Origin of the sequence: Dactylosporangium sp. NPDC005572, assembly GCF_040605515.1 — a bacterium.
Classification (GTDB): domain Bacteria; phylum Actinomycetota; class Actinomycetes; order Mycobacteriales; family Micromonosporaceae; genus Dactylosporangium.
On the sequence record NZ_JBEXCY010000359.1, the window covers coordinates 1 to 6532 of the forward strand.

The 6532-nt window shown below is 74.2% G+C and carries 11 protein-coding genes; 5 read left to right on the forward strand and 6 right to left on the reverse strand.

The annotated features are described in order from the left end of the window. The 3 genes from ABZS66_RS59755 to ABZS66_RS59765 form a co-directional block, all read left to right on the forward strand. Nucleotides 1-217 (forward strand): hypothetical protein (locus tag ABZS66_RS59755; RefSeq protein WP_354773606.1); only part of this gene is annotated, 217 nt, incomplete at its 5' end. Nucleotides 218-237: 20 nt separating this feature from the next. After that, on the forward strand, nucleotides 238-1107 hold the full coding sequence (locus tag ABZS66_RS59760) for a GNAT family N-acetyltransferase (protein WP_354773608.1): 870 nt from the start codon (nucleotides 238-240) through the stop codon (nucleotides 1105-1107). Beyond that, complete coding sequence (locus ABZS66_RS59765; RefSeq protein WP_354773610.1) at nucleotides 1107-1391, forward strand: hypothetical protein; 285 nt, start codon at nucleotides 1107-1109, stop codon at nucleotides 1389-1391. The genes ABZS66_RS59760 and ABZS66_RS59765 overlap by 1 nt, the downstream gene beginning before the upstream one ends. Here the strand turns inward: ABZS66_RS59765 and ABZS66_RS59770 are convergent. The 3 genes from ABZS66_RS59770 to ABZS66_RS59780 form a co-directional block, all read right to left on the reverse strand. Beyond that, the gene (locus tag ABZS66_RS59770; RefSeq protein ID WP_354773612.1) at nucleotides 1388-2014 is read right to left on the reverse strand and encodes a hypothetical protein; all 627 of its coding nucleotides are present in this window, start codon (nucleotides 2012-2014) and stop codon (nucleotides 1388-1390) included. The genes ABZS66_RS59765 and ABZS66_RS59770 overlap by 4 nt on opposite strands. A gap of 26 nt (nucleotides 2015-2040) precedes the next feature. Then, nucleotides 2041-2367 carry an STAS domain-containing protein gene (locus ABZS66_RS59775; RefSeq protein WP_354773614.1) on the reverse strand — a complete coding sequence of 109 codons (327 nt, stop codon included), beginning with the start codon at nucleotides 2365-2367 and terminating at the stop codon, nucleotides 2041-2043. Nucleotides 2368-2432: 65 nt separating this feature from the next. Further along, nucleotides 2433-2870, reverse strand: coding sequence for an ATP-binding protein (locus ABZS66_RS59780; protein WP_354773616.1), 438 nt, complete (start codon nucleotides 2868-2870; stop codon nucleotides 2433-2435). A gap of 95 nt (nucleotides 2871-2965) precedes the next feature. Between ABZS66_RS59780 and ABZS66_RS59785 the strand changes: the two genes are divergently transcribed. Then, nucleotides 2966-3517, forward strand: a complete 552-nt coding sequence (locus ABZS66_RS59785) for a hypothetical protein (RefSeq protein WP_354773618.1) — start codon at nucleotides 2966-2968, stop codon at nucleotides 3515-3517. 338 nt (nucleotides 3518-3855) lie between these two features. On the opposite strand, the gene ABZS66_RS59790 is transcribed toward ABZS66_RS59785, so the two are convergent. The 3 genes from ABZS66_RS59790 to ABZS66_RS59800 form a co-directional block, all read right to left on the reverse strand. Then, entirely contained in the window at nucleotides 3856-4044 is a 189-nt protein-coding gene (locus tag ABZS66_RS59790; RefSeq protein WP_354773620.1) for a hypothetical protein, read from the reverse strand. Between the two features lie 311 nt (nucleotides 4045-4355). Further along, the gene (locus tag ABZS66_RS59795; protein ID WP_354773622.1) at nucleotides 4356-4550 is read right to left on the reverse strand and encodes a hypothetical protein; all 195 of its coding nucleotides are present in this window, start codon (nucleotides 4548-4550) and stop codon (nucleotides 4356-4358) included. A gap of 118 nt (nucleotides 4551-4668) precedes the next feature. Beyond that, nucleotides 4669-5850, reverse strand: coding sequence for an FAD-dependent monooxygenase (locus ABZS66_RS59800; protein ID WP_354773624.1), 1182 nt, complete (start codon nucleotides 5848-5850; stop codon nucleotides 4669-4671). Between the two features lie 88 nt (nucleotides 5851-5938). On the opposite strand from ABZS66_RS59800, the gene ABZS66_RS59805 reads away from it, so the two are divergent. Further along, the coding region (locus tag ABZS66_RS59805; protein WP_354773626.1) for a TetR/AcrR family transcriptional regulator C-terminal domain-containing protein at nucleotides 5939-6532 on the forward strand (594 nt) is incomplete at its 3' end.

Here is a 6532-nt window from a genome sequence, read left to right on the forward strand (position 1 = left end):
GCGGCGCATGCTGGCCGTCGCCTGGCCGGTCGCGCTCGCGGCGCTCGTCGGCGGCACGCTCGCGGTGGCGGCGTCGCCGGACTCGTGGACGTCGTTCGCGGTCGCGGTGTACGGGTGGTCGCTCGCCGTCGTCACCGCCTCCTACCAGCGGCGGACCCGGCGGGCCGGCGCCGTCGTGCACGTCCCGGTCACCGCCCGCGAGGTCGCCGGGGTCTGATCGTCTGCGACGATGGCCGCATGGCCTCCGGCTTCAGGTGCGTGCGGGATCCGGACGTGCGGGCGTTCGCGGCGGCGGCGATGGACTGGCTGGTGCGCGACCCGGTCCGCAACACGGTGCCGGCGGCGCTCGTCGACGGGGCCCTGCGCGGCGGGATCGAGCGCGCCGGCACGGTATACCTGCGGGTCGTACACGACGGCGCCACTGCCGCCGCTGCCGGGACGGCGATCTGGACGCCGCCGCGGGCGATGTTCGTCAGCGTGCCGGATCCCGCGGTCGCGCGGTTCCTCGGGGGCCACGTCGCCTCGGGGGCGCTCGCCGGGCTCGACGCGGTCAACGGCGCAGACGACGAGCTCGACGCGTTCGTCGACGGCTACGGGGCGGCCGAGGTGACCGGTTGGCGCAGCCGGCTGCACGTGCTCGACGCCCTCCGGCCGCCGGTCGGTGTGCCCGGGAGCCTGGTCGAGGCCACCCCCGCCGACCTTCCGGTGGTCGTGGCGTGGGTGCGGGCGTTCAGCGCGGAGGCCGGCACGGACGGCGACGAGGCGGCGGCGCAGGCCGGCGCGCGGCTCGCGGCCGGCGGGCTGTGCTGGTTCTGGCGGGTCGGCGGGGAGCCGGTGTCGTTCCTGTGGCGGACCCGGCCGGTCGGCGGCGTGGTCCGGCTCAGCGCCGTCTACACGCCGCCGGCCCACCGCGGCCACGGCTACGCGGCGGCCTGCGTGGCCGGCGCGTCGGCCCGCGCCCTGGACGCCGGGGCGCAGCGGTGCGTGCTCTACACCGACCTGGCCAACCCGGTGAGCAACCGGCTGTACGCGCGGCTCGGCTACGTCCCGGTCCTGGACAGCAGCGTCCGGAGGCTGGGCGTCCCGCGCGGCTACCATCGAGGGTGATGCCCCACGTCATCGACCTCGACGCGCCCGCCGCCCCCGCCGTGTCGCCGCCATCGCCGCGGCGTGCGGGGCGGGTCGTCGCCGTGCTGGCGCTCTCGCTCGCGGCCGCGCTGCCGTCGTCGGCGCCCGCCCTCGTGACCGCGGCGCACGCCATCCCGCTGCCGAGCTACTGCACCGGGGTGCCCATCCCCGGCGGGCGGTTGAACATCGTCGAGCACGGGAGGTACATCATCCTCGATGCCACGACGAACACCGTGGTCGGCAGCGGGCCCTGCCCTCGTTAGGCGGGTCTGGCCGGATAGGCGCCGCGGGCGCCGGTGCGCAGGTCGATCGCGGGGCGGTCGGGCAGGCGGCGGTGCAGGTCGAGGGTGTAGACGACGGTGGCGCCGGCCGGCACCCGCATCACGATGATCTTCGACCGCACGTCCTTGCCGTTGTGCGGGTCGACCATGCGGGGCGTGCCCGCCCAGCGCGGCTCCGGCCAGGCCTCCGCCGGCGTGGCGTAGACGGCGATGCCGTGCTGGTCGCGCCACGGGTGGGTGGCGAAGGCCTGGTCCGGGACGCGGCTGACGAGCACCGCGACGTACTCGTGGGCGTCGTCGAGCGGCACCATCCCGTCGGTGTCCGAGTCGAAGTCCCACTTGTCGATGTGCAGCGCACGGGTGACGGCCGTGGCCTCGACCCGGATGCCGCGCGTCTCGCCGGTCAGCACGCCGTCGGCCACGGTGACCGGCTCGACCCCGGTGATCCGGGCCAGCCGGTCCACGCCCGCGTTCACGCAGCAGAGGTTGTCCTCGACCGGCACGTCCTCGACCGACTCGTCGATCAGGTCGGCGCACGGGCCGAGGCAGCCGAGCAGCGCGAGCAGCGCCGGAAGGGCGACCGCGAGCCGCCATGATCTTCGCATCGCCCGATTGTGGCGGGCCGGTGCGACTACACGGTGGCGTCGGCCGGTGACGCGTGGATCGTGAACACGCGGTCGAGGCCGGTGATCTGGAAGATGCGCAGCAGGCGCGCGTGCGGCACCACGAGCTCGACGACGCCGCCCGACTCGACGAGCCGCTTGTGCACGCTGATCAGCACGCCGAGCGTGGTCGAGTCGAGGAACCCCACGTCGGTGAGGTCGACGACGACCGCCGAGGCGCCCGCGTCGACCAGCTCGTGCAGGTAGGCGCGCAGCTCCGGTGCGGTGGCGACATCGAGCTCGCCGCTCGCCCTGACGACGGCGCGCGACCCGTCAACCGCAGAGGTGACCTGCATCCCGCCACTGCCCTTCTCGATGCCGAATTGGTACTTCCGGTCGAATCATACGGCCGAACGGCCGATTACCGCCCGTCGGCGGTGTCCCACGTCAGGTGCTTGCTGAAGCGCACGAGCGTGCCCGTCTCCTCGACCGACACCACATCCAGGCGCTCCACCAGCGCCGCGACGACCTGCAGCCCGCGGCCGCTCTCACTGAGCTCCCCCGCGTCCGCCGCTGGGCGGACGCTCCCCGGGTTGAATCCGCCGCCGTCGTCGGTGACCTCGATGACGCATTCGTCTTCGTCGACGGTGACGTCGATGTGGTACTGGCTGGCGAGCGAGGCGTGCGACACCACGTTCCCGCAGGCCTCGGTGAGGGCCAGCTGAATGTCGTCGCGGCAGTCCCGGGTGACACCGGCACCGGCGAGGGCGCCGTCGAGCGTGCGGCGGGTCACCCCCACCATGGCCGCGTCGCGCGGCAGGTCGAGCGAGAACTGCAGACGCATCGCATTGGCTGGCACGTTGCCCCTCCCCTGGCCGGTTCGGTGTTCGCGGTACCCAGTGGCGCCGGTTTGCTAACGGAAAAGTGTCGTACCTGGGGGGCATGATGCGGGGCATGGGGATCGAGGTGGTGAGCCGGCGCCGCAGCGCGCCGGCCGTGGCGGCGGCATTCCCGGGCGCCACGATCGTGGACGTGACGTCGAAGGCGCCGCAGCCGTGGGTGAGGCTGAGCCCGTTCTACCCGCACGGCGGCATCCCGGTCCCCTTCACCCCGGGCACCGAGGCACAGTCGGTGGAGGGCATCTGGCAGGCCCTGAAGGTCTTCGACACCGCTGACGTCGACCCGGCCAAGCTCACACTGACCACGATGAGCGGCCTCAAACGCACGACCCGCCGCTTCGGCCCGGTCCACGGCCACCGGGCGGGCCTGCACGGCGACACCCTGCTCGACTACGAAACGGCCCGCCGCCGCATCTACCTCCCGTCGTACCACTGGGTCCTCACCCACCACACCGGCCCCGAGCTGACCGAGCTGCGCGAACTGGCCACCCGCGGCCCGCTGGTCCTGCTCGACTACACGACGAACGGCGACGTGACCGACCTGTCGACACCGCTGTCCCACGCGGCCCTGATCCGCCACCACCTGGAGGAGACCTGGCCCACCTGAGCCACCCGACCGCGATGTCCACAGTGGATCCCTCGGTGCCGCGGCCTGCACGGCGCGCGCGGCAGCGGCCCGCGCGGCAGCGGCCCGCGTTCCGTTCCGCAAGCTGACGCACTCGGCCTGCGGGCTTCCGCCGCGCCGACGGCCCCGGCGGCGCGCCCGCTCGACTCACGCCTGTTCGCCGCACCACGCCGCACCGCGCCGCCCACGCCACGCCGCCCACGCCACGCCGCCCACGCCACGCCCACGCCACGCCCGCTTGTGCTCTCTGCGCCGCTTCGGGCTGGCCACTCGCCGCCCCCAAACCCACCACACCTCGCCGCCGCACCCACTCACCGCGCTCACGTGCGGCGCCACCACACCGCGATCAGCCGCTGGCGCCACGCCCGCCCGGCGCTCGCCACGCGCCGGCCCGCCCGTTCGCCGCACCACGCCTGTTCGCCGCGCCACGGCCGGCGGAGCGCACCACGCCGCCACGCACTCGCCGCGCCCACCGCACCACGGTCGACGGACCACGCGAGGACCGCCACGCCGCGCTCCCACCGCGCCCGCTCACCACACCACCGTCGACGGACCACGCCAGGACCGCCACGCCGCGCTCCCACCCATCGCCCCACGACCGCCGAGACCCGCTGCCACACTCGCCCCACCACGCACTCGCCGCGCCCCCACGGTCCCCCCGCAGCGCGCGTACCACGTCCCGCACCTCGCCACGGGCGCCTTGTTCGGCAGTCAGCTTCAGGTGGGCCGGTGGGCCTTCATGATCGCGAAGGGTTTTCGTACCCACAGGCACGAGAACCCTTCGTGATCATGGCGGAGGCGGGCAGCGGGCCCGGGTGGGTCAGGCGGCCGGGTCGGACAGGTCGCTCAGGTCGATGCCGGCCTGGGTCAGCAGCTCCGTCACGCGGGTGATGGTGAGGTAGTCGATGGTGCTGTCGCCGTGCACGACGCGGTACCAGCGGGAGCCGCTCGCGTGGCGGACCACTTCCACGCGCCAGGCGCCGTCCGGGGTCTGCATCGCGCCGATGACCTTCACCCACGCGACCCTAAACCGGCCGTTTACCTGCGCAAAGGCTTGATCCAGAAGTACAGCCGTGTGATTCGTCAGGGTGGGAAACCGTGGGATTCGAGGAGGCCGTCGCACCGCGGATGGGCTACGGCGTGGCCTGAGACACGCCGTAGTCGGGCAGCTCGATGCGGGTGGCGCGGTCGTCGGCCATCCGCATGAGCAGCCCGAGCCCGGCCCGGCTGTTCAGCACGGTGTTGCGCAACCGGGCCGCCCACGCGGTGCGCGGCGCGAGGAACCGGCCGGTGGTGTCGCCGCCCGACTGGGCGCGGCGGGCGAACGTGGCCAGCCGCTGCTCGTACTGCGCGAAGGCGGTCGCGTGGTCCGGCGCGGTCGCCAGCTCGCCGGCCAGCACGTACGCGGCGACGATCGCCGTGCCGGTGCCCATGCCGCCGATCGTCGCCCCGGCCGCGGCGTCGCCGACGAGCGCGACCCGGCCGCGGGACCAGGGCGAGACGTCCACCCGGCAGATCGCGTCGAAGTAGAAGTCGTCGGCGGCGCGCAGGCCGTCGAGCAACCGTGGCACCTCCCAGCCGAGGCCGGCGAAGCGCTCCAGCAGGATCCGGCGCTGCGCCTCGCGGTCGTGGCGCTCGTACCGGAGTTGCGGCGACGCGAACATCACGAAAGCGGTGGCGCGGGACGGGTCGCGATGGTCGCCCCCGACGCTCGCCATCAGGCCGGGGACGTTGTAGACGAGGGAGTCGCGCCCCAGCCCGAGGTGGTTCGGCACCTCCCAGGTGGCGACGTAGTGGCCGAGGTGCCGCACGAACCGCTCCTCCGGCCCGAACGTGAACCGCCGCACGGCCGAGTGCACCCCGTCGGCGCCGATCACGAGGTCGAAGGTGCGCCGGTCGCCGCCGGCGAAGGTGACGTCGACGCCCTGCGGACCCTCGCGCATCGCGACGATCCGGTCACCGAAGATGTACTCCGTGTGGGCGCGACTGCGCTCGTACAGCACCCGGGACAGGTCGAAGCGCGGCACCTCGATCTCCCCGCCGGCGAAGTCGGCCGGCAGCTCCATGAGGCGGCGCCCGGCGGCGTCGACGAACCGCATCGCGGTCCCCCCGGTCTGGACCGCGCGGAGCTCGTCCAGCACGCCCATCCGCTCCAGCAGGCCGAGGTGCGTGGGCCCGCGGAAGTCGACGGCGTTGCCCCCGCTGCGCAGGGCCGGCGCGACCTCCACGACGGTCGGCCGGAACCCGTGACGGGCCAGCCACAGCGCGGTCGCCGGCCCGGCGATGCTGGCCCCGGAGATGAGCACGGTCTGCATGGTGGGCTCCCCCTGTCGAGAAACTGTGTCCGATGGACTCGGTTTTTATTGTGTACCATGGACGCAGTTATTCGCCAAGAGGAGTGCCGTGGACCACGACGTGCTCTGGGACGGCCCGCGACCCGCGACGCGGGGCCCGAAGCCGACGCTCACCCTCGACCGCGTCGTCGCGGCGGGGATCGCGATCGCCGACGCGGAGGGGCTGGCCGCGGTCGCCATGCACCGGGTCGCCGCCGACCTGGGCATGACGAAGATGTCCCTGTACCGCTACGTCCCCGGCAAGGCCGAGCTGGTCGCGCTCATGGTGGAGCAGGCGATCGGCGCGCCGCCGCCGCTGGCGCCCGGTGGGTGGCGGGAGGCGCTGACGACATGGGCGCGGGTGCTGATGGCGCGGTACCTCGAGCACCCCTGGGCCCTGGAGGCGACGGTCGGCCCGCGCCCGGTCGGGCCGGTCGAGCTCGGCTGGATGGAGGCGGCCCTCGGCGCGCTCGCCGGCACGCCGCTGCGCGGCCCGGAGCGCCTCGACGCCGTGGCGGTCCTGGCCGGGCACGTGCGGGCGCTGGTCCAGCAGAGCGCGGCCGCCGAGCACCCGGAGGCCGCGCTGGCGGCGGCGATCGCCGCGCCGCTGGCCCGTACCTCGCCAAGCTGGTCGGCATCAAGTCGGTTGTCAACGTCACCCAGG

What these genes read in the sequence shown, in the direction of transcription:
- ABZS66_RS59760 (WP_354773608.1), top strand. Translation starts at nt 238, where the DNA reads ATGGCCTCCGGCTTCAGGTGCGTGCGGGATCCGGACGTGCGGGCGTTC.
- ABZS66_RS59785 (WP_354773618.1), top strand. Translation starts at nt 2,966, where the DNA reads ATGGGGATCGAGGTGGTGAGCCGGCGCCGCAGCGCGCCGGCCGTGGCG.
- ABZS66_RS59770 (WP_354773612.1), bottom strand. Translation starts at nt 2,014, where the DNA reads ATGCGAAGATCATGGCGGCTCGCGGTCGCCCTTCCGGCGCTGCTCGCG.
- ABZS66_RS59775 (WP_354773614.1), bottom strand. Translation starts at nt 2,367, where the DNA reads ATGCAGGTCACCTCTGCGGTTGACGGGTCGCGCGCCGTCGTCAGGGCG.
- ABZS66_RS59765 (WP_354773610.1), top strand. Translation starts at nt 1,107, where the DNA reads ATGCCCCACGTCATCGACCTCGACGCGCCCGCCGCCCCCGCCGTGTCG.
- ABZS66_RS59800 (WP_354773624.1), bottom strand. Translation starts at nt 5,850, where the DNA reads ATGCAGACCGTGCTCATCTCCGGGGCCAGCATCGCCGGGCCGGCGACC.